Genomic DNA, 17,952 nt, shown 5'->3' with positions numbered 1-17,952 from the left:
ATGTCGCAGCGATCCCGAGTGCTGCCAGGATTTGGTCTTTCTCTAGGCTTTACCCTAGCGTATTTGTCATTAATTGTTCTTATTCCACTGTCTGCGGTATTTATCAAATCGCTAGGTATTGGCTGGGACGGTTTATGGGAAATTTTAAGTTCAGAACGTATCTTAAAATCTTTGCAGTTAAGTTTTAGCGCTGCCTTAATTGCAGCCTTAGTCAATGTCATGTTTGGCTTGTTATTGGCATGGTGCCTGGTTCGTTACAGCTTTCCCGGTAAACGCATTATTGATGCTCTGGTCGATTTACCCTTTGCCCTGCCAACAGCCGTTGCCGGTATTGCACTGACTTCTTTATATGCACCGACCGGCTGGATTGGTCAGTATCTGGAACCTATTGGCATTAAAGTGGCGTATACCCCAATTGGGATTACACTTGCGCTGATTTTTATTGGCATACCTTTCGTTGTACGTACGGTACAGCCTGTACTGAGTGATCTTGAAACCGAACTGGAAGAAGCAGCATCTGCACTGGGTGCCAACCGTTTTCAGATTGTGACTAAAATTATTTTACCGATTTTATTTCCTGCACTTTTGACTGGTTTTGCCTTGGCATTTGCACGCGGTGTCGGCGAATACGGTTCGGTAATCTTTATTGCCGGTAACCAGCCTTTCGAAACTGAAATCGCACCTTTGATGATTATTTCCCGTCTGGAAGAATATGACTACGCAGGTGCCACCACCATTGCTGTGGTGATGCTGGTACTGTCATTTGCGATTTTATTCCTGATTAACTTGCTACAGGCATGGGCAAGCCGCCGTACAGGGAGAACAGCACGATGAATACCAACAGCAATGCTTTAGCCGAGAAATTACAGTCGCGTGATGCAACGCGTGAACCGACCTGGGTTCGCTATTTACTCATCACCATTGCGCTAATTTTCTTTTTAAGCTGTCTGATTCTGCCTTTAATTCTGGTTTTCGTTGAAGCATTTAAACAAGGTGTCGGGGTTTATTTCCAGGCACTGGTTCATCCAGATACATTATCTGCGGTGAAACTGACTTTACTGACTGCTGTAATTGCCGTGCCATTAAATGTGGTGTTTGGCGTAGCAGCCGCTTGGTCGGTGGCGAAGTTTAATTTCCGTGGAAAATCTATTTTAACCACCATTATTGATATACCTTTCTCGGTTTCTCCAGTTATCGCAGGCATGATGCTGGTGCTGATTTTCGGTACTCAAGGCTGGCTTGGCGGCTGGCTGATGGACAATGACATTAAAATTTTGTATGCCGTTCCTGCCATTGTACTGGCAACCGTATTTATTACTGTGCCTTTTGTGGCGCGCGAACTGATTCCCCTGATGGAAGCCCAAGGTACCGAGGAAGAAGAAGCTGCGATTGTACTGGGTGCTTCAGGCTGGCAAACTTTCTGGAAAGTGACCTTACCCAACATTAAATGGGGTCTGATTTACGGCGTAATTCTGTGTAATGCCCGTGCCATGGGTGAATTCGGTGCAGTATCGGTAGTGTCGGGTCATATTCGCGGTGAAACCAATACCCTGCCGCTACATGTAGAAATCCTTTATAACGAATATACCTTTAGTGCGGCATTTGCGGTGTCATCGCTTCTGGCTTTGCTGGCAATTGTGACCCTGATCTTGAAAACATGGGTAGAAGTGCGCCAGGAAAAACAAAACAAACGTAATGAAGATTCAACAGTTTCTTAAGGAATGACATCATGAGTATTCAAGTTAAAAATATTGAAAAACACTTTGGTGCATTCCATGCACTTAAAAATATCTCACTGGATTTTCCAGATGGCCAACTCGTGGCATTACTGGGTCCATCAGGCTGTGGTAAAACTACCCTGCTGCGTATTATCGCGGGCCTGGAATCAGCCGATGGCGGTCAAGTGATTCTTGAAGGTGAAGATGCAACCAATGTGCATGTACGTGAACGTGAAGTCGGCTTTGTATTTCAGCATTATGCCTTGTTCCGTCATATGACCGTATTTGACAACATCGCCTTTGGTTTACGTGTGCGCCCTCGTTCTACCCGACCATCAGAAGCTGAAATTAAAAAACGTGTGACCCGTTTGCTTGATCTGGTTCAGCTGGGCTTTTTGGCCGACCGTTATCCTGCACAACTCTCGGGCGGTCAACGTCAGCGTATTGCTTTGGCACGTGCTTTGGCGGTTGAACCTCGTGTATTATTGCTGGATGAACCTTTTGGCGCACTCGATGCCAAAGTGCGTAAAGAGCTGCGTCGCTGGTTACGTACTTTGCATGATGAATTGCATATCACTTCTATTTTTGTTACCCATGACCAAGAGGAAGCTCTGGAAGTAGCCGATCAAATTGTGGTGATGAACAAAGGCAATGTTGAGCAAATTGGTTCACCACGTGAAGTTTATGAAACACCGGCAACACCGTTTGTATTCGACTTCCTGGGTCAGGCCAACCGTTTCGAAGGTCAAAACCAGCAAGGCATTATCCAGATTGGTGATGACCGTCTGCAATTGCCACAGGTTAAAGATGCGCCACAAGGCAACGTGATTGCCTTTGCCCGTCCTAATGAATTGCGTATTCATGCAACTCCGCAAGAAAATGCCATTCAGGCCACTTTCCTGCGTGAAATCTGGATTGCCGGCAAGGTTATTGCTGAACTTCAAGATCGCCAAGGTAATTTAATTGAAATTTCGCTTAATTCTGATGAAGCAAAGCTACATCAATTCAAGCCAAATCAAACAGTATGGTTAAGTCCAACGACATTACATTTGTTCGCGAATGACGTCGCTTAATAACAAATAGATGGGGCAAAAACAGCCCCATCCTCTTTAGGGTAAACAGAATTATGAATTTCCAACAACTAAGAATTATTCGCGAAACTGTTAGACAAAACTTTAATTTAACCGAAGCTTCGGCAGCACTTTATACGTCACAATCTGGCGTAAGTAAGCACATTAAAGATTTAGAAGATGAACTGGGTGTACAGCTGTTTATTCGTAAAGGTAAACGTTTACTGGGTCTGACCGAACCGGGGCAATCTTTACTTGGTATCGTGGAACGCATGCTGGTCGATGCAGACAATATTAAACGTCTGGCAGATGATTTTAACCGCGTAGATGAAGGTACGCTTACCATTGCCACCACACATACCCAAGCGCGTTATGTATTGCCGCCGATTGTGAACCAGTTCAAAAAAGAATTTCCAAAAGTTCATCTCATTCTGCAACAGGCTAGTCCGGTTGAAATTACCGAAATGTTGCTGCAAGGTGAAGCCGATATTGGTATTGCTACCGAGTCTTTGACCACTGAAGAGAACCTGGCCAGCGTACCTTATTATAATTGGCAACACAGTATTATTACCCCGAAAGACCATGCGCTTGCCAACAAAGCAGATATTACGCTAGAAGACTTGGCGCAATATCCGATTATTACCTACCATGGCGGTTTCACAGGCCGTTCTAAAATTGACAAAGCCTTTGAAGATGCAGGTATTGATGTTGATATTGTGATGTCAGCACTGGATGCCGACGTGATCAAAACCTATGTCGAATTGAATATGGGCGTCGGTATTGTCAATAATGTCGCTTATGATGCTGAACGTGACTATCGCCTTAAACAGATTCAAACCGATATCTTTGGCGTGAATACCACCTGGATTGCGGTGCGCAAAGGTCATTTGCTGCGCGGTTATGGCTATGAATTTATTTCACTCTGCTCGCCAGAAGCCGACATTAAGGCACTGAAAAAAGTGGCTTATCCAGAAGACTGAACTTTTTATGCTTTTTTTTAAATTAGGGATATAAAAAATATCCCTTTTTTATTTATTTTTCATTGCAAAGACAGCTTTAGAGAAATAGCTTTAATTTTTCAATCATTTAAATATTAAAAACTTCACACAATACTTGCCCATTGTGCACAAAATCAAATAAAGTAAAGCTCTCAATAAAAACTTTCAATTTCATGTGTGTATTCATACTTTTACATCTATTGAATAACTAAAAAAACTAATGAGGGTATTCATGAAAGCTACGCCATTTGGCATCAGTATGTGCATGTTCATGCCTAGCTACCTCTATGCTTCGGCACTGGAAACATCTAATCAATCCATTGCATCTTTTTTACAGCCGCATCATTACGCCGAGTTTTCAACTGCCATTGTCGATGCCAATATTTCAGGCAAAACGCTTCGACCGGACACGAATAATCCCTCAACATTTACCGAAATATCTACCCCCAATTTCACCCATTCCTTTTATCTATCAAATGTCGCATTAAAATTACAAGTAGCCCCTCAGTGGTCTTTTGGGCTCATCTACGATCAACCTTTTGGTACAGATATTGGCTACACTTTAGAGCCTGTTGTCACCAGTCCTGCTGATTTAGTCAATGCCGTACACTTTAAATTGGATACCCACAATTTAACTGCCCTTGTCGGTTATCAGCCTAGTCCCTTCTGGAATTTTTATACCGGTTTAAGTTATCAAACCCTGGAGACTCAGCTGAAAATTTCTGGGCAATCGATGGGGATACTGGCCGATTATGTTGCAGATACAAATCAAGACCCAGCTATGGGCTGGTTAACAGGGATAAGCTATCAAATACCCGAATATGCCCTGAAGACCTCGCTCACCTACCGTTCTAAAATTCGACATAAACCGCAATTTCATGAGCAGACGTCATCCATTCCTGAAATTCCGGCCTTGAATTTAAGCTCTACACAGCACATCAGCATTGCAACACCGCAGTCCCTCAACCTGGAGTTTCAATCCGGAATCAGCCCTCGCAATCTGGTCTATACCTCATTGCGTTGGGTGAATTGGAAAAATTTTAAAATGATATCTCCCTTGATGAGTTCAACTGAGTCTGGGCCAGTCAATCTGGTGGATTATCAAAAAAATCAGCTTTCCACTACTCTGGGATTTGCCCATATCCTCAATGAGCAATGGACCACAGCCGTGGATATAGGATTGGATTCAGGTATTGGCAATCCCGCTTCTACCTTAAGCCCTTCGGATGATTACTACAGTTTGGGCATTGGTGGTGTTTATCATATGCACTCTAATTTATTTATTGCCGCGGGCATTAAATATTTTAAACTCAATAAAGCCAAAGTTGAGCAAAATCAACAAGGTTCAGGTAATCTATTTGGCGTGCTATCTTCAGTGAATCATAATAAGGCGATTGCTTATGGCCTTAAGCTAGGTTACCGCTTTTAGCAAAATAGCTGCATTTTCTAAAAATAAAAAAACGAGCCGAAGCCCGTTTTTTTAAAGACTAATCTTTTATTACCAATGATAACTTACACCGATTTTACCTACAGGAAGCCATTTGTGTTTATCATCAGTCGCGATTTTAGCTTCGTCAGCTGCGATATTGTCAACCAGTGAACCGCGTGTTGGATTATCCGCTGCACCACCACTGACTAATTGTAAGTTAACATCTGGGTTATCTGCATAGTAAGCACCGACTTCACCAAACACTCCCCAGTTTTTATTAATCTTAGGAGCCCATCCGAAGCCTAAATATGGAGCAATGTCATTTTTGTAATCCATGGTTCCTCTAATATGAGCGCCATCTGCACCCGCTACAAAGTCTGTATGGTTAATGGTAAAACCTTCTCCCGCACCTACACGGCGATCAAGTTCATACTCATTGTCTAAATATGCTACACCAGCGGCCATATACAGACCTTGTACCCATCTATTTTCACTCGCGCCCCAAGGACGAATTTCAGCATTCAAATAGGTATTTTTATTCTCCATATCAATATCATAGTCTGAGCCATTTACCGATATATCATCAGACCAAGAAATATCACCGCCATTATAACCTAGAGCCAAACCTACATATGGGTTTGCAGTCCACAATAAGGCACCACCATAACCGGTTGTACCGACTTCAGCACGAACACCTGTTGGAATCAGCTGGTTACGTTCAAATACATAGCCATCTTGAACGACTGCATCGTCAGCGGCCATCGCTGTTCCTGCAATAGCGGTCAATACAGATACTGCTAAGATCGTAGATAAAGTTTTCATAGTAGATCTCCTCAAAAAGTTTTCTAGTTCATCATTAGTGCTTTTCTATCTAATAGTTAGAACTATAAAATATTAATTGCTTAACTTTTATTCGAAATTTGCTTAGTTTTTGTTATTTTTTGATACATTTTCTATTTGTTTTTGATTATTAACTCATTTTTTGTTTACTCAGTTTTGATCGCTGATTTTTATCTCATTTTGCTCATCTTCCATAATTAATTCTGTTATAAAGCCACTTTTTCATCTATTTCTGTCTCAATATAGTGTAAAATCTTGAAAATTTTTTTTGGAAATGGAAGATCATGTCTCAGCTTTCAACAATCATTGAACAGGCTTTTGAAGATCGTGCAAATTTCACTGCGGCAGACTGCCCGGCTGAAATTCGTAGCGCTGTAGAAGAAGCTATTGCTGGCCTTGATAACGGCTCACTTCGTGTAGCTGAAAAAATCGATGGTGAATGGGTTGTGCACCAATGGCTTAAAAAAGCTGTTTTGTTATCTTTTAAACTAAATGACAACAAGCCTATTGAGTCTTGGGACCTTCGTTTCTATGACAAAGTAGATACTAAATTCAAAGGTTGGACTGAAGAACAGTTTAAAGCTGCTGGCGTACGTGTAGTACCACCTGCTGTTGCACGTAAAGGTTCTTTCCAAGCGAAAAACGTGGTATTGATGCCATCATACGTGAACATCGGTGCCTATGTAGATGAAGGCACTATGGTTGATACATGGGCAACTGTAGGTTCATGTGCGCAAATTGGTAAAAACGTTCACTTGTCTGGTGGTGTGGGTATTGGTGGTGTTCTTGAACCACTTCAAGCAAACCCGACTATTATTGAAGACAACTGCTTCATTGGCGCACGTTCTGAAATCGTTGAAGGCGTGATCGTTGAAGAAGGTTCTGTCATTTCAATGGGCGTATTCATTGGTCAATCTACCAAGATTTATGACCGTGCAACTGGCGAAATCCATTACGGCCGTGTACCTGCAGGTTCTGTGGTTGTTTCTGGTAGCCTTCCATCTAAATGCGGTACATACAGCTTATATGCTGCGATCATCGTGAAAAAAGTTGATGCGAAAACTCGTGCGAAAACCAGCTTGAACGATTTGTTACGCGAAGACTAAGTCTTAATTTATACGGAGCATTTATGTTCCTCGGAGCTTTAGTCGCTCCTCGTCTCTACGGTCAGCAATGATCGTAGGGATTTTTGTTTTTTTGCTTTGTCATTTTTTGGTGTGGTAAATTTTTGTTATGAATACTCTTCGATCTTCCGCTATTCCTGTTTCTGATCCGTCTGCGGGTTTACGCATTACGGAGATTTTTTATTCATTGCAAGGTGAAGCCAATGCTGCCGGTTTACCAACGGTTTTTATCCGTTTAACAGGTTGCCCTTTACGCTGTACTTATTGTGATACCACTTATTCTTTTGAAGGTGGTGAGCGACAATCATTAGAAGACATTATTCAAACTACACTGAATTTTAAAACGCCTTATATTTGTGTGACCGGTGGTGAACCATTGGCACAGCCTAACGCCCTGCCTTTGATGCAGCGTTTAGCTGACTTAGGCTGTGAAGTGTCACTCGAAACCAGTGGTGCTTTAGATGTGTCTAAAGTGGATCCACGCGTTTCCAAAGTGCTCGATTTAAAAACACCAACTTCTGGTGAAGTTGCACGAAATTTGCTTAGCAATCTTGATCATTTGACTACACATGATCAAATCAAGTTTGTGATTTGTAACCGTGAAGACTATGAGTGGTCAAAACAGCAGGTTGAACAGTACCAGCTTGCCGACAAGGTCAGTACCGTGTGGTTCTCGCCTGCTTTTGCAGTAGAAAAAGGTGCTGTGCGTTTGCCTCAACTTGCACGTGATTTAGCACAATGGATTTTAGATGACCATCTCCCTGTTCGTTTCCAGTTGCAATTACATAAATTGCTCTGGAATGATGAAACTGGTCGTTAATCCGTTTTTGTTCCTGGTTATTTTTTTGGAGATTTTCATATGCGCCCTCGTGCCATAGTTTTATTATCTGGCGGCTTAGACTCAACGACTTGTTTAGCTTGGGCGCAAGCGCGTTATGAATGTATTGCTTTAAGTTTCATGTATGGTCAACGTTCTACGACTGAACTGGATGCTGCTCGAGCACTAACACAACGTGCTGGTGTCGAACACCGTGTGATTAATATCGATTTGGGTAATCTAGGCGGCTCTGCGTTAACAGACCATAACATTGATGTCCCAGAACAGGAACAAGATGGTATTCCTGTAACTTATGTTCCAGCACGTAACACAATATTTCTGTCTTATGCACTCGCAGCTGCAGAAGTTTTTGGTGCAGAAGCCATTGTGATTGGCATCAATGCTGTTGATTATTCAGGTTATCCGGACTGTCGCCCTGAATTTATTGAGGCTTTTGCCAACATGGCTCGCCTGGCAACCAAGGTCGGTGTAGAAGGAAAACCTCTTAAATTTGAAACACCTTTGTTACATTTATCCAAAGCAAATATCATTCGCTTAGGTATAGAACATGGCGTAGACTATAGTCAAACGGTGTCTTGCTACCAAGCAGACGACCAAGGACGTGCTTGTGGTAAATGCGATAGTTGCCGCTTACGTAAACAGGGTTTTGCTGATGCGGGTATCGCCGATCCGACACGTTATATACCGTCATAACAGGGTACAGTACATGAAAAATTTGAAATCAAACATTATTCTTTCTACATTAGTTTCTGCTGTAGCATTGATGGCAACTGCTTCAAATGCTGCAGAAACAAACAAGCTCCAAGAAGCGTATAAAAGCACTAATGTAAAATCTGCTTTAATTAATGTTTGTAAGGAAGAAACCGGTAAAGGTAAAAAACTTACTTCTGCTGAAGTAAGCAAATACTGTACTTGTGCAGTGGAAGCTGATGGCCGTTTAACCAATGCACAAAAATGGGAAATCCAAAGTACCATTAACCAAAAGAAAAGCCCTGCTACTCTAGCTTTTGTACAAAAGCAAAATAAAGACTTGCAAGCTTGTTTTGGTCCTCAATTGACAGGCAAACTTAAAAGCTTGACTGAAGAAGCAATGAAATCTGCTCAACAAAAGAAATAATTGCTTGATGTTGAAAAAAGCCTGCATTTTTGCAGGCTTTTTATTATGAAAATTACATACCCTACTTCAGCCTAAACCTCGCTAAATTCGCTATCATGGCAGCATAAATTCAAACTCAATATGACATATGCAATTGAATAAGGATGAACACATGTCTGCTATTACCCTGCCCAATCAAAGCTTCCCGACCACAACCGGTGAAATTAACCTGACCGAAGTTCCAACAGAATGGCTGATTGTGTATTTTTATCCCAAGGATTCAACTCCAGGCTGTACCACACAAGCGATAGGTTTTTCCTGCCTGAAAGATCAGTTTGATGCATTGAATACGACCATTTTTGGAATTTCACGTGATTCGGTGAAAGCCCATCAGAACTTCACAGAAAAACAGAATTTGAGCATTAATCTGATCAGCGACAAAGAAGAAGTGCTGTGCAATCTCTTTGACGTAATTAAAGAAAAGAACATGTATGGCAAACAAGTGATGGGTATTGAACGCTCAACCTTTATTTTCCATAAGGGCAAACTGGTCAAAGAATACCGTAAAGTAAAAGCTGCAGGACATGCAGAACAGGTACTTGAAGACTTAAAAGCATTACAGGCCGCTTAATTTTTTTCGATATTTTGTTCCGATAAAATTTATGAAAAAGGCATGAGATTATTACTCATGCCTTTTTCTTTTTTTCTTTTATTTTTACTCAGAAATCCAATTATTTCAGCAAGGAAATGGCAATCAACCACATCACACAGCCAATCAGCACATCCAATATTTTCCAGGCCTTTGGCTGTTGAAATATAGGCTGTAATAACCGTGCAGCATAGCCCAGGCTAAAAAAGAACAGGAACGAGGCAATGACCGCACCCAAGGCAAAATATAGTTGTGTATTGGGATATTGTGTTGAGATCGAACCCAGCAAGACGACCGTATCCAGGTACACATGCGGATTCAGCCAGGTTAAGCCTAAACAGATGAACAAGACCTTACACAAAGAAGGGACTTCATTTGAACTGATTTCTAAACGCAGTTCAGCTTTCCAGGCCTGATAAAAATGTTGGACACCATAGACCAATAAAAACGTTGCACCAAAATACTTGGTAATATTCAGCCAATGTGGATGCAATACTATCAGTTCTGAAAAACCCAGCACTCCCGCTGAAATCAATATGGCATCAGACAAGGCACAACACAGGCAAATGGCAAAAACATGTTGCTGCTTTAACCCCTGTTTCAGCACAAAGGCATTTTGTGCGCCAATCGGTACGATCAGACTTAAACCCATAACAAAACCATGTAAGGCACTATTTAACATACGCAATAAAACTTAAAAATAATTCAAAATTTCTGCTTTGAATTATCCCAGCTTAAAGCACCAATTAAATATAATTAAGAAAATATCAATTTACCTAAATTTTTCTTAAGTAAAAATCTATACTCTCTAGTAAATCCTGTGAAGCTTTTCTTGCAGTTGCAGAATCTGGCAGTTTTGACGAAGCGGCTCAACGGCTGTGTATTACTGCATCAGCGGTAACCTTAAGGGTGCAGGCTTTGGAAAAAGATTTGGGACAGATTTTACTGCTGCGTGAACGCCCATGTCGGGTCACTCAAGCCGGTCAAAAGCTGTTAGAGCATTTACAGCATCAACGCTTACGCGAACAGAATCTTCTGCAACAATTCATGGGGCAATCCAGCCGGCATGAATTTCATCAATTCAGTATTGCCACCAATGCCGACTCTTTATCGACCTGGTTACTGAAAGTCCTGCAAAGTACATTGATTGAGCATAAAATCACCCTAAAGCTGTCTCTGGATGATCAAACCCAAACCCATCAGCTGCTTGAAACCGGTTTGGTCAATGCCTGTATCTCAACTGAATCGACTGCGATGAAAGGCTGTGAAGTGCATTACTTGGGACAGATGACCTATCGCATGGTAGCAACGCCTTCTTTTATAGAAAGGTGGTTTAAAGACGGCCTTCATCGCGACGCTTTAAGACAAGCTCCAGCCATTATTTTTAATAATAAAGATTTGATGCATCATCAGGTGATCGTGAACCTGTTTGGTCTCACCCAGCAAAGTTATCCGCATTATTTTATTCCTTCCTCTACAGCTTTTTTAGAAGCGGTGCATCTGGATTTAGGTTTTGGCTTGTTGCCTGAATTCCAAATTGGCGATGATCTTCAAACCAGAAAATTGATTGAAATTATTCCTGAAGCCCAAACCGAGATGAAGCTTTATTGGCATCATTGGAAGCAGCAATCTACGCTACTGCGACAATTAACAGTAGATCTGCTGGAAAAGGCACAGCATTCCATGAATTAAAAATAACCTGACCTGTACCAAACAGGCTCATTTCAGTTCAAGAGAGTAGCTATTATTTCAATTGCCATTGTCCAGATACTTCAATATTCACCTTTTCACCAATACCTGCAAATGCTTTTTTCATGCCAAAATCGCTACGGTTCAGCACGGTTTTGGATTGAACATCTATGAGTTGTGGGTCAGATGGATTAGGTTTTAACGAAGTATCTAGAATCACCGGCCGGGTAATCCCGCGCAAAGTCAGATCCCCTTTAATCCTGTATTGATTATTCCCTAAAGATACAAACTCATGACTGTTAAAAGTCGCAGTGGGATATTTTTCGACATAAAATAAATCTTCACCGAAAATCATATCTTCCAGTGAAGGCTTGCTCAAGCTTAGGCTATTTACATCCATCAAAAACTGGGCCGAGGCATTTTGAGGCGCTGCCGGATCAAAGCGCATACTGGACTGAACCTGCTCAAATTTTCCTTTCACGATAGAAAAACCCATCGACTTCACATCAAATCCCACATAGGTTTGTGGCGTCAGTATCCACTCCTGTGCATGGACCTGCACAGCGATACTTAGATTAATTGCAGCGGCAATCAACACACTTTGCAATGTGGTTTGGATATTCATCTTATCCACTCCTGCGTCGTGGCAATGTTCTGCCTCGACCTATGAGCTTACTTAAGATTGTTCCAGATTGGTTTTATCTTGTGTCAGGTATTTGTGCTGCAATTGTTGATAAGTGGAGGTATTCTGAAATTTGTGTAAAAACTCACTGGTGCCCAAAGGAAAAGCAGATTCGATAATTTCACCACGATAATACGCTTCACGCAGTGGTGTTGCTGAAATTGCGCCAACCAGGCTATCCAGCTCCACCATCTCCCACTCAGGGAACAGCTTGAGATAATAAGAAGATTCATCCTTAAAATGACCAATCAAGCCAACTTTGGCATCAGGCTCTACTACGCCCGCTACCAGAGATTGCACCAGTTGTTGCCATTTTTGATCATCATAGACATCAATCACATGCACAAACTTGACCCGACTCTGATCCGCTTCTGAAAAATTGGACAAAATCATCTGTTCACGTTCAGCTGCACTAAATGGATTTTTAATATTCCGTTCATTTTGCGCTGAGCCCAAAGCCAAAATCACCTTTTGGCTTTGTTGCAAGGCAATTTTAATTGTTTGCATATGTGCCAGATGAAAAGGCTGAAAGCGACCAATGAAAACCAGATAATCGAATGTATAGTTCATAACAGATCAAGTTTTTTATGACTCGTGAGTTGTGCCGCCCCAATAAATATGCGACATAATAAACGCCATAAAATCAAATTAAGTTTTAAAGCAAGGATAGTACGATGACACTGAGCTGTATTCAACAACCACATCAACATTTAAATGCGAATTTAGAGCATGGCGTACTGACCTTAGCCATTCATCGTCCTGAAGCTAAAAATGCGTTATACGGTGAACTCTATTTAAAAATTGCCCAGGCACTGGATGAAGCCGATCAGGATAAAGACGTTCGCGTGGTGATTTTACGTGGTGCGGATGCTGATTTCAGTGCCGGTAACGACATGCAGGATTTCATGAAGTTTATCCAGACGCCTCTTGCAGGCAAAGCTGGTGATGCACCTCCATTTGTGGTTTTAAAATCTGCCGCAAAATTTTCCAAGCCGTTAATTGCTGCTGTTCGTGGTGTTGCGATCGGTATCGGGGTAACAATTTTACTGCATGCTGACCTGGTGTATAGCGATAACACTGCCCTGTTCCAGATTCCATTTGTCAGCCTTGGACTTTCTCCTGAAGGTGCTTCAAGCAAATTACTGATCCAGCAAGCGGGATATCATAAAGCGGCTGAACTGCTGTTTACTGCACAGAAATTTAATAGCGACAAAGCCTTAAGTGCTGGCATTGTGAATAGCATTGAAGATGATGTATATGCAACTGCCCTGAAACAGGCACAAACTTTGGCTGCACTGCCATTGGCTTCAATCAAGCAAACCAAGGCCTTGATGAAGCATAATCTGCAAGAGATTATTGATTGTATTGATGATGAAGCCGAAATCTTTATGAAACGGGTTTCTTCACCAGAAATGGCAGAAGCCATTGCAGCATTTATGCAAAAGCGTAAACCGGATTTTGCTCAGTTTAATTAATTGAAAAATTCATAAAAACCACTCAGCATTTATATACTGAGTGGTTTTTTTCATTTCTACCCCAATAATTCAATAAAACTGCTATGGAACATACAATGACGAGTCAAAGCAAAACTGAAAAGAAACGCTACTTTGAACCTGCTCCACAAGATATTGATGTCGAAAACTTTAAAAAAGTCGTGAAAAGCCGTCGTTCGGTACGTAAATTTACGAAAAAGCCTATTCCTGCGGAAGTACTAGATGATTGTTTAGACCTTGCCTTGCTTGCACCAAACTCATCCAATTTACAGCCTTGGACTTTTTATGTGGTGCAGACCCCTTCCAAAAAGAAACAACTGGTCAAAGCCTGTTTAAGCCAGCTTGCAGCAAAAACAGCTTCAGAATTAATTGTCTGTATCGCACGTACCGATCGTATTGATGAAATGGCGAAGATGAATATTTCCGAGTTTCCATTTCCTGAAGCGCCTGCTGCGGTACAGAAGTATTACAAATTTATTCCATATAATTATAAAACCGGTTACTTCAATGTAATAGGTAACTTTAAGAAAGTGGCTTTCAAAGTTGCACGTACCTTAGACAAGCAATTGCCTGTGACTGCTTTTAATCCTGCTGATGCAAAGCTTTGGGCTACTAAAACCACGGCTCTCGCTTGTGAAAATCTGGTTTTAGCTTTACGTGCCTATGGTTTTGACAGTTGCATGATGGAAGGTTTTGATGAGCCGTTGGTCAATAAAATTTTAAATCTGAATGACCAGCAATATCCGGTCATGGTGATTGCTGCCGGTGAACGTGCAGCGGATGGTGTGTTCTTCCCACAATACCGTTTTGAGCGTGAGTTGTTTGTTCAGAAGGTTTGATTTTAATTGCAAATCGGCACAGCCCCGTAAGCTGTCATAACTCACTTTTAATTTGTGTAGGCGTTTACGTTACTTTGAAGGGTCAAAGTAACCAAAACCCTTTGCTAGCCAGAAGGTTCATCCCTGAACCTCTGGCTAGCGGGTGACATCCATATCACCCTTTCCCAAATCAAATATCGTCAATAATTTATATCTACTATCTGAACAAACTCAAACGCAGGCTCTTCATACGGATGGCTAGCCTTGAGAGCTTTTGCCACATCCGATGCATGATCTTCCGGCACAATGGTTTCTACCCGCCATTCTTCTACCTGTTCCAGCTCTCCGACTTCACCAATAAACGGATTCGCCCCTTTCAGAGGCTTAAATTGCCCTGTACCCAGAACCTGCCAGGCACAATGCTCATAGTTACCTACCCCACCTGCCCCTACTTGAAATACAGCGTTTTTGGTTGATTCAAGGTGTGACTCTGGAACGTAATAGATCAGTTTTAACATGTTCTTCATAAATAAAGTTCAGATACGATTATCTTAGTACCACACCATGCTTTATCTCTACAGCTTTTCATTGAATCATCCAAAATGCATAAAAATAATCATTTTAAATACAAGCCAATATTACTTTTCTTGACATTTCTCTGACAGTTCAAGCTTTTACATCGATTAAAAAACACTCTATTTTAAAAAATACTCCACTTTCTCTCCTCTAACTCAAAGCATTTTTGAATTTCATCTCAGTCTTTACAACAATATTTTTATTACACCCATAGTCATTCCAATAAAACAGTTCAACATGAAGTCTAGGTATTTCAGGTACCGTTTACTGTTTCTCTGACTTTCAGCTGGTGTAAGCAACTGGAGAAAAATCAATGTTATTCATCATCAGTCTGCTTATTCAATTTTTTACAGTATGGGCGATTTTCTTTTTTGGTTTGAGCCGTAATGCAGGTGCAATCACAACCATTATTGTAGCTGTCATCACTGCATTTATTAGCCCTTGGTCACTCATTATCGGGATTCCGCTTATTCTGCTGAGTCTGGTCATCATGATTGATTCATTACGAATGGCATTGATGACCAAACCTGCGTATAAGGCTCTGGCGAATGCCATGCCGACAATGAGCACCACTGAGCGTGAGGCTTTAGATGCAGGCACCAGTTGGTGGGAAAAAGACCTGTTTATGGGCGCACCCGACTGGTCTAAATTTGAAAGCTATCCCTATCCAGTACTCTCAGCAGAGGAACAGTCTTTTTTAGATCATGAAGTAGAACACTTATGCACCATGCTGAATGACTGGGATATTCATCATCATTACAAACACTTACCCCCTGAAGTATGGAGCTACATTCGTGAAAATGGTTTCTTGGGACTGATTATTCCCAAAGAATATGATGGCCGTGACTTTAGTTCATTTGCGCAAAGCCGGATTATGAGCAAAATTGCCTCTCGCTCATTGACCGCTGCCGTGAGTTGTATGGTGCCTAACTCTTTAGGGCCGGGTGAACTATTACTGCATTACGGAACGGAAGAACAAAAAAATCGTTATTTACCGGGTTTGGCCAAGGGTGAAGAGATTCCCTGTTTTGGCCTAACCAGTCCTGAAGCCGGTTCCGATGCCGGTGCAATTCCAGATACTGGCGTGGTCTGTTATGGTGAATTTGAAGGTCAGCAAGTGCTTGGTTTACGCATGAATTTTTCCAAACGCTGGATTACCCTTGCCCCAATTGCCACCGTGATTGGCTTGGCTTTCAAACTGTATGATCCAGATGGACTATTAGGTGATAAAAACAAGATGGAATATGGCATTACCTGTGCCCTGATTCCTGCCAGCCATGAAGGAGTCAAAGTGGGGGCTCGGCACAATCCGGGATCTCCATTTATGAACGGAACGGTAGATGGCAAGGATGTATTTATACCACTGGACTGGATTATCGGCGGTGCTGAAAATATTGGTAAAGGCTGGCGCATGCTGATGGAATGTCTGGCAGTCGGTCGCGGTATTTCCCTGCCTGCCTTATCGACTGCGGCCAGTGAAATGACCTATCTAAACGTAGGCGCTTTTGCCAAAATCCGTCAGCAATTCAAAATTTCCGTAGGTAAATTTGAAGGTGTACAGGAAGCCACCAGTGATATTGCCAGTGATACTTATATGCTAGAAGCTTTTCGTTACCTGGTGACTTGCGGACTCAATCAGGGTGGCAAACCTGCGGTGATGACAGCCATGGCCAAATACTATGCCACCGAAACCATGCGCCGTGTAGTCAATCATGGTATGGATGTGGTTGGTGGTCGTGCCGTTCAACTTGGCCCACGTAATTTTCTTGCCCTGTACTATCTGGCTATTCCAGTATCGATTACCGTTGAAGGTGCCAATATCCTCAGTCGTTCCTTAATGATTTTTGGTCAGGGTTCTATGCGATGTCATCCCTATCTGTTTGAGGAATTGCAACTGCTGCAAGCCAAGGATAAAGATGCCGCCCTGACTACCTTTAACGATATGCTGTTCAAGCACTTAGGCTATACTTTTAACCGGACCGCACGTGCATTTGCCTATGGCTATATCGGTGGCTCATCTGATGCACCAAAAAGTGCCGATGAATTTAGCCGTCCCTATTACAAAATCATTAACCGTTTAAGTGCTGATTTTTCAGTGACTGCCGATATGTGTTTGGGTCTGCTTGCCGGTGATATTAAACGCAAAGAAATGCTTTCGGGTCGTCTGGCCGATATACATGCGAACCTGTTCATTAGTACCGCAATTCTGAAATATTATGAACATGGCAAAAAGACTAAAGCTGAACAGGTACATGCCAAACTGGCACTGGAAAAATCGCTGTTTAATGCGCAGGAAGCCTTTTATGGCCTGTTTGAAAATTTCCCCGTCGGCATTGCGGCTGGCTTAGTCAAATTCATCTGTTTCCCGCTCGGTCGTCCTGTTAATAAACCAAGCGATGCGTTGAAACAACAGGCTGGCGAGATCATTATGCAGGACAATGCGTTCCGCGATGAACTGAAAAAACACGTGTTTTATAATACAGTCGAAGATGATGTTACGGGTCGTATGGAATCAACCTTTAACATGTTGCTTGAGTTAGAACCGCTTTGGGACAAGTTCAAGAAAGCGGAATCGAAAGGACAGTTTAAAGGTTTAACTTTTGATAAACGTATTAGGGATGCGGTAGAAACGGGTTTTATCACTCAACAGGAAGCCTCTAGTCTACTGACCTATAATGCAAAACGTTACGACAGTATGCTGACCGACGTTTTTGATTCTGAGCTTGATCAAGCTTTGGAACTAGAAAATCCTTATAATAATGAGGAAGAATCCGCGCCTATGCCTGATCCAAAGCAGCAAGAACCGTTAGCACCATAAAAATTTTGGTAATAAAAAACGGCTTGTTGAAGCCGTTTTTTTTATAGTTACCATTCTAGTAAGTTACTTAATCTGATTATTTAAACTTTACCGAAGTTTAGTTATGATCTTTTC

Annotated in this window: 19 protein-coding genes; 14 read left to right on the top strand and 5 right to left on the bottom strand. The window is 41.9% G+C overall.

Annotation, left to right across the window (positions count from 1 at the left end; genetic code table 11):
• The 5 genes from cysT (at position 1) to ACE01R_RS06840 (ending at position 5,215) form a co-directional block, all read left to right on the top strand.
• Positions 1-834, top strand: a complete 834-nt coding sequence (cysT, locus tag ACE01R_RS06860) for a sulfate ABC transporter permease subunit CysT (RefSeq protein ID WP_395549890.1) — start codon at positions 1-3, stop codon at positions 832-834.
• Positions 831-1,718 carry a sulfate ABC transporter permease subunit CysW gene (gene cysW / locus ACE01R_RS06855; RefSeq protein WP_395549889.1) on the top strand — a complete coding sequence of 296 codons (888 nt, stop codon included), beginning with the start codon at positions 831-833 and terminating at the stop codon, positions 1,716-1,718. Before cysT ends, cysW begins: the two co-directional genes overlap by 4 nt.
• Positions 1,719-1,729: 11 nt before the next feature.
• Entirely contained in the window at positions 1,730-2,791 is a 1,062-nt protein-coding gene (locus ACE01R_RS06850; RefSeq protein ID WP_395549887.1) for a sulfate/molybdate ABC transporter ATP-binding protein, read from the top strand.
• Between the two features lie 53 nt (positions 2,792-2,844).
• The gene (locus tag ACE01R_RS06845) at positions 2,845-3,768 is read left to right on the top strand and encodes a CysB family HTH-type transcriptional regulator (RefSeq protein WP_395549886.1); all 924 of its coding nucleotides are present in this window, start codon (positions 2,845-2,847) and stop codon (positions 3,766-3,768) included.
• Between the two features lie 250 nt (positions 3,769-4,018).
• The gene (locus ACE01R_RS06840; RefSeq protein ID WP_395549883.1) at positions 4,019-5,215 is read left to right on the top strand and encodes an outer membrane protein transport protein; all 1,197 of its coding nucleotides are present in this window, start codon (positions 4,019-4,021) and stop codon (positions 5,213-5,215) included.
• Between the two features lie 69 nt (positions 5,216-5,284).
• Here the strand turns inward: ACE01R_RS06840 and carO are convergent, their stop codons facing one another.
• Positions 5,285-6,037: an ornithine uptake porin CarO gene (gene carO, locus ACE01R_RS06835; protein WP_395549882.1), complete on the bottom strand. Its 753-nt coding sequence runs from the start codon at positions 6,035-6,037 to the stop codon at positions 5,285-5,287.
• Between the two features lie 302 nt (positions 6,038-6,339).
• Between carO and dapD the strand changes: the two genes are divergently transcribed.
• The 5 genes from dapD (at position 6,340) to ACE01R_RS06810 (ending at position 9,744) form a co-directional block, all read left to right on the top strand.
• On the top strand, positions 6,340-7,161 hold the full coding sequence (gene dapD / locus ACE01R_RS06830) for a 2,3,4,5-tetrahydropyridine-2,6-dicarboxylate N-succinyltransferase (RefSeq protein ID WP_395549881.1): 822 nt from the start codon (positions 6,340-6,342) through the stop codon (positions 7,159-7,161).
• A gap of 127 nt (positions 7,162-7,288) precedes the next feature.
• Entirely contained in the window at positions 7,289-7,999 is a 711-nt protein-coding gene (gene queE, locus ACE01R_RS06825) for a 7-carboxy-7-deazaguanine synthase QueE (protein ID WP_395549880.1), read from the top strand.
• A 39-nt stretch (positions 8,000-8,038) separates the two neighbouring features.
• On the top strand, positions 8,039-8,710 hold the full coding sequence (gene queC / locus ACE01R_RS06820) for a 7-cyano-7-deazaguanine synthase QueC (RefSeq protein WP_395549879.1): 672 nt from the start codon (positions 8,039-8,041) through the stop codon (positions 8,708-8,710).
• A 13-nt stretch (positions 8,711-8,723) separates the two neighbouring features.
• Positions 8,724-9,134: a hypothetical protein gene (locus ACE01R_RS06815; protein ID WP_395549878.1), complete on the top strand. Its 411-nt coding sequence runs from the start codon at positions 8,724-8,726 to the stop codon at positions 9,132-9,134.
• A 151-nt stretch (positions 9,135-9,285) separates the two neighbouring features.
• Positions 9,286-9,744, top strand: a complete 459-nt coding sequence (locus ACE01R_RS06810) for a peroxiredoxin (RefSeq protein WP_395549877.1) — start codon at positions 9,286-9,288, stop codon at positions 9,742-9,744.
• Between the two features lie 100 nt (positions 9,745-9,844).
• On the opposite strand, the gene ACE01R_RS06805 is transcribed toward ACE01R_RS06810, so the two are convergent.
• A complete protein-coding gene (locus ACE01R_RS06805; protein WP_395549876.1) occupies positions 9,845-10,444 on the bottom strand; it encodes a LysE/ArgO family amino acid transporter in 600 nt (199 codons plus the stop codon).
• Between the two features lie 119 nt (positions 10,445-10,563).
• On the opposite strand from ACE01R_RS06805, the gene ACE01R_RS06800 reads away from it, so the two are divergent.
• Positions 10,564-11,454: a LysR family transcriptional regulator ArgP gene (locus ACE01R_RS06800; protein WP_395550029.1), complete on the top strand. Its 891-nt coding sequence runs from the start codon at positions 10,564-10,566 to the stop codon at positions 11,452-11,454.
• A gap of 52 nt (positions 11,455-11,506) precedes the next feature.
• On the opposite strand, the gene ACE01R_RS06795 is transcribed toward ACE01R_RS06800, so the two are convergent.
• Together ACE01R_RS06795 and ACE01R_RS06790 are read right to left on the bottom strand one after the other, a co-directional pair.
• Positions 11,507-12,076: a YceI family protein gene (locus tag ACE01R_RS06795; protein ID WP_395549875.1), complete on the bottom strand. Its 570-nt coding sequence runs from the start codon at positions 12,074-12,076 to the stop codon at positions 11,507-11,509.
• Positions 12,077-12,127: 51 nt separating this feature from the next.
• A complete protein-coding gene (locus tag ACE01R_RS06790) occupies positions 12,128-12,703 on the bottom strand; it encodes a nicotinate-nicotinamide nucleotide adenylyltransferase (RefSeq protein ID WP_395549874.1) in 576 nt (191 codons plus the stop codon).
• Between the two features lie 104 nt (positions 12,704-12,807).
• Here ACE01R_RS06790 and ACE01R_RS06785 point away from each other — a divergent pair, with 104 nt between their 5' ends.
• Both ACE01R_RS06785 and ACE01R_RS06780 read left to right on the top strand, forming a co-directional pair.
• On the top strand, positions 12,808-13,608 hold the full coding sequence (locus tag ACE01R_RS06785) for an enoyl-CoA hydratase-related protein (RefSeq protein ID WP_395549873.1): 801 nt from the start codon (positions 12,808-12,810) through the stop codon (positions 13,606-13,608).
• A gap of 95 nt (positions 13,609-13,703) precedes the next feature.
• Positions 13,704-14,465: a nitroreductase family protein gene (locus tag ACE01R_RS06780; protein WP_395549872.1), complete on the top strand. Its 762-nt coding sequence runs from the start codon at positions 13,704-13,706 to the stop codon at positions 14,463-14,465.
• A 179-nt stretch (positions 14,466-14,644) separates the two neighbouring features.
• On the opposite strand, the gene ACE01R_RS06775 is transcribed toward ACE01R_RS06780, so the two are convergent.
• Positions 14,645-14,962 carry an NGG1p interacting factor NIF3 gene (locus ACE01R_RS06775; protein WP_395549871.1) on the bottom strand — a complete coding sequence of 106 codons (318 nt, stop codon included), beginning with the start codon at positions 14,960-14,962 and terminating at the stop codon, positions 14,645-14,647.
• Between the two features lie 371 nt (positions 14,963-15,333).
• Between ACE01R_RS06775 and ACE01R_RS06770 the strand changes: the two genes are divergently transcribed.
• Complete coding sequence (locus ACE01R_RS06770) at positions 15,334-17,838, top strand: acyl-CoA dehydrogenase (RefSeq protein WP_395549870.1); 2,505 nt, start codon at positions 15,334-15,336, stop codon at positions 17,836-17,838.
• The last annotated feature ends 114 nt before the right edge of the window (positions 17,839-17,952 follow it).

The sequence above is a fragment of the Acinetobacter sp. BSP-28 genome (assembly GCF_044130285.1).
GTDB lineage: Bacteria > Pseudomonadota > Gammaproteobacteria > Pseudomonadales > Moraxellaceae > Acinetobacter.
Note: the sequence above shows the minus strand (reverse complement) of the source record. Positions and strands in the feature narration are given on the sequence as shown.

Coding starts and splice junctions, on each gene's coding strand:
- cysT (WP_395549890.1), top strand. CDS start 1: ATGTCGCAGCGATCCCGAGTGCTGCCAGGATTTGGTCTTTCTCTAGGC.
- cysW (WP_395549889.1), top strand. CDS start 831: ATGAATACCAACAGCAATGCTTTAGCCGAGAAATTACAGTCGCGTGAT.
- ACE01R_RS06850 (WP_395549887.1), top strand. CDS start 1,730: ATGAGTATTCAAGTTAAAAATATTGAAAAACACTTTGGTGCATTCCAT.
- ACE01R_RS06845 (WP_395549886.1), top strand. CDS start 2,845: ATGAATTTCCAACAACTAAGAATTATTCGCGAAACTGTTAGACAAAAC.
- ACE01R_RS06840 (WP_395549883.1), top strand. CDS start 4,019: ATGAAAGCTACGCCATTTGGCATCAGTATGTGCATGTTCATGCCTAGC.
- carO (WP_395549882.1), bottom strand. CDS start 6,037: ATGAAAACTTTATCTACGATCTTAGCAGTATCTGTATTGACCGCTATT.
- dapD (WP_395549881.1), top strand. CDS start 6,340: ATGTCTCAGCTTTCAACAATCATTGAACAGGCTTTTGAAGATCGTGCA.
- queE (WP_395549880.1), top strand. CDS start 7,289: ATGAATACTCTTCGATCTTCCGCTATTCCTGTTTCTGATCCGTCTGCG.
- queC (WP_395549879.1), top strand. CDS start 8,039: ATGCGCCCTCGTGCCATAGTTTTATTATCTGGCGGCTTAGACTCAACG.
- ACE01R_RS06815 (WP_395549878.1), top strand. CDS start 8,724: ATGAAAAATTTGAAATCAAACATTATTCTTTCTACATTAGTTTCTGCT.
- ACE01R_RS06810 (WP_395549877.1), top strand. CDS start 9,286: ATGTCTGCTATTACCCTGCCCAATCAAAGCTTCCCGACCACAACCGGT.
- ACE01R_RS06805 (WP_395549876.1), bottom strand. CDS start 10,444: ATGTTAAATAGTGCCTTACATGGTTTTGTTATGGGTTTAAGTCTGATC.
- ACE01R_RS06795 (WP_395549875.1), bottom strand. CDS start 12,076: ATGAATATCCAAACCACATTGCAAAGTGTGTTGATTGCCGCTGCAATT.
- ACE01R_RS06790 (WP_395549874.1), bottom strand. CDS start 12,703: ATGAACTATACATTCGATTATCTGGTTTTCATTGGTCGCTTTCAGCCT.
- ACE01R_RS06785 (WP_395549873.1), top strand. CDS start 12,808: ATGACACTGAGCTGTATTCAACAACCACATCAACATTTAAATGCGAAT.
- ACE01R_RS06780 (WP_395549872.1), top strand. CDS start 13,704: ATGACGAGTCAAAGCAAAACTGAAAAGAAACGCTACTTTGAACCTGCT.
- ACE01R_RS06775 (WP_395549871.1), bottom strand. CDS start 14,962: ATGTTAAAACTGATCTATTACGTTCCAGAGTCACACCTTGAATCAACC.
- ACE01R_RS06770 (WP_395549870.1), top strand. CDS start 15,334: ATGTTATTCATCATCAGTCTGCTTATTCAATTTTTTACAGTATGGGCG.